The sequence below is a fragment of the Halolamina salina genome (genome assembly GCF_042678005.1).
Lineage (GTDB): Archaea > Halobacteriota > Halobacteria > Halobacteriales > Haloferacaceae > Halolamina > Halolamina salina.
On record NZ_JBHUDH010000171.1, the window covers coordinates 5,254 to 8,094 of the forward strand.

At 70.6% G+C, this 2,841-nt stretch carries 3 protein-coding genes; all 3 read left to right on the plus strand.

Going from position 1 to position 2,841, the window contains the following annotated elements; translation table 11 throughout:
• The coding region (gene pstA, locus ACFR9S_RS13380) for a phosphate ABC transporter permease PstA (RefSeq protein ID WP_379818870.1) at positions 1-1,414 on the plus strand (1,414 nt) is incomplete at its 5' end.
• On the plus strand, positions 1,407-2,303 hold the full coding sequence (gene pstB / locus ACFR9S_RS13385) for a phosphate ABC transporter ATP-binding protein PstB (RefSeq protein ID WP_379732459.1): 897 nt from the start codon (positions 1,407-1,409) through the stop codon (positions 2,301-2,303). The genes pstA and pstB, both read left to right, overlap by 8 nt.
• Positions 2,303-2,841, plus strand: a 539-nt coding sequence (locus tag ACFR9S_RS13390) for an AbrB/MazE/SpoVT family DNA-binding domain-containing protein (RefSeq protein WP_379818871.1), incomplete at its 3' end; no start/stop codon positions are given. The genes pstB and ACFR9S_RS13390, both read left to right, overlap by 1 nt.

A 2,841-nucleotide genomic window follows, 5' to 3' on the forward strand; every position in this document is an offset into this window, starting at 1 on the left:
CGTCGGCGGCGGCCTCGCGTTCCTCGGCGTTGGCTCGCGGTTCGACTACGTCGATACTGCGCCGTCGTCGACGGCCGGGGTCGCCGTCGGCGTCGTGTTCGGGCTGCTCTGGGCGGTCGTCGGCGGTCTCGCGGCCACGTCCGCCCTCGGGAACGACACCGCCCTGTGGCTCCCCGTCGCCGTCCTCGTCGGGGGAGCCGGCTTCCTCGCGTCGGTGCTGCCGAGCGAGGACGTGGGCTCGACGCTCCCGGTCGCGGGGATACTGATCCTGCTCGGCGGCTTCGTCACCGTCGGCGGCATCAACGCCGGCTGGACCTGGTCGCCGGCGTGGTCCTCGGCGGAGTTCCCGGGGAGCGAACTCGTGCCGATCCTCGTCGTCTTCGGGACGCTGCTCGGCGCCTGGAGCGCCGGGAAGGCGAAGGCGGGGTTCGGCGCCGAGGGGCGACAGACGGGCGCGTACTACCTCGTCGGCTCGGTCGTGTTCGGGATGCTCGGCGTGCTCGTGCTGCTCGTCGCGTTCGTCGTCACCAACGGGCTGGAGACGATGCTCACGGGGGCGAGCCTCACCGGCGGCCGGCTCACGCTCCCGGTCGTCGGCGTCCGGCTCCCGTGGCCCGAGTTCCCGTTCCTGCTGAACCAGACCGGCGGGCTGTACGTCGAGATTCCGGGCGTCCTGCCCGCGCTGATCGGGACGCTGTGGCTCGTCTTCGGCGCGGTGTCGTTCGCGGTCCCGCTGGGGATCGGCGCCGCGGTGTTCCTGACGGAGTACGCCGAGCGCGGGCGGTTCACGCAGGTCGTCGAGGTCGCGACCAACGGGCTCTGGAGCACGCCGAGCATCGTGTTCGGGCTGTTCGGGCTGGCGTTTCTCGTCCCGCGGATCAGCGGCGGGAACTCGATCATCGTCGGGCAGTTGGTGCTCGGATTCATGCTGCTGCCGCTGGTGCTCATCACCAGCCGGGAGGCGATCCTCGCGGTGCCCGACGCCCACCGCGACGCCAGCGCCGCCCTCGGCGTCACGAAGTGGCAGACGATCAGGAGCGTCGTGCTCCCGGCGGCGATGCCGGGCACCATCACCGGCGTCATCCTCGGCGTCGGCCGAATCGCCGGCGAGACGGCCCCGTTGCTGTTGGTGTTCGGCGGGGCGCCGTACCCGAGCGACTCCCCGAACGTCCTCGGCAGCTTCCAACTCAGCGCTCAGCCGCCGTTCGTGACGAACGAGGCGCTGCTCTCCCCCGCGAGCGCCCTGCCGTACCAGCTGTACTCGACGATCAAGGCCGGCGTGTTCCCCAAGGAGATATTCACCAACACCGAGTTCGGCTGGGGGACCGCCCTCGTGCTGCTGCTGGTCGTCGTCGGCCTCTACGCCGTCGGCGTCGGCAGCCGACTCTACTTCCGGAGGAAACTACATGAGTAAGACAGACACGCGCGACCGCACCGAACAGGGACTGACGACCACCGGCGAGACCAGCGAGCGGGTCCGCGAGGCGTGGACGGAGTACGAGTTCGCGGGCGACGCCAAGCTCGCCGTCGAGGACCTCGACGTGTACTACGGCGACGAGCGGGCGCTCCAGAGCGTCTCGCTGGACGTCCCCGACGAGTCCGTGACTGCGCTGATCGGCCCGTCGGGCTGCGGGAAGTCGACGTTCCTGCGCTGTCTGAACCGCATGAACGACCGGATCGACAGCGCACGCGTCGACGGCTCCGTGCGGCTCGACGGCGAGGAGATATACGGCGACGGCGTGAACCTCGTGGCGCTCCGCAAGCGCGTCGGGATGGTGTTCCAGGAGCCGAACCCCTTCCCGAAATCGATCGCGGACAACATCTCCTACGGGCCGCGGAAACACGGCGACCTCGACACCGGCCTGCTGGCCCGGCTGCTCGGCCGCGACGACACCGAGGAGGAGCGCGAACTGGTCGAGCGAGCGCTCCGCCGCGCCGCGCTCTGGGAGGAGGTCGAGGACCGGCTCGACGACAACGCGCTCGGGCTCTCCGGCGGGCAGCAACAGCGGCTCTGCATCGCGCGCTGTCTCGCTGTCGACCCCGACGTGATCCTGATGGACGAGCCGGCGTCGGCGCTGGACCCCATCGCGACCGCGAAGATCGAGGACCTGATCGAGGAACTGGCCGAGGAGTACGCCGTCGTCGTCGTCACCCACAACATGCAGCAGGCCGCCCGGATCAGCGACCAGACCGCGGTGTTCCTCACCGGGGGCCAACTCGTCGAGTACGGCGAGACCGACCAGATCTTCGAACACCCGCAGAGCCAGCGGGTCGAGGACTACATCACGGGTAAGTTCGGCTGATGGAGACCAGAAAGATCCAGCAGGTCGGCGGCGGGACGTACACCGTCTCGATCCCCATCTCCTGGGCCGAGGAGCACGGCGTCGAGGCCGGCGAGACCGCGTACCTCTACACCCACCGCGACGGCTCGCTGATCGTCCGGTGGGGCGAGCGCGAGGAGACTGCCCTCGGCGCGGTCGACGTCGAGGTCGGCGACGCCGACGCGGCCGCCGATCGGACGCTCGACGCCGCGTACACCGCGGGGTTCGACCGCATCACTTTCCACGGCGTCTCGGCGGCCCAGCGGGAGTCGATCACCGCGCGGGCCCGGACGCTGGTCGGCGTCGACGTGACTGAGGAGTCCGATGATAGCGTCGAAGTCCGGTGGCTGCTGGACGACAGTGACCTCACCGTCCGCCGGTCGGTCGGCCAGCTCCGGTTCGTCGCGGGGTCGATGCACGACGCGGCGATGGCCACGCTCGCGGGCGCGACGGCCGACCCGCGGTCGGTCGGCGACCGGACCGAGGAGACCGACCGGCTCGCCCGGCTGGTGGGGCGCCA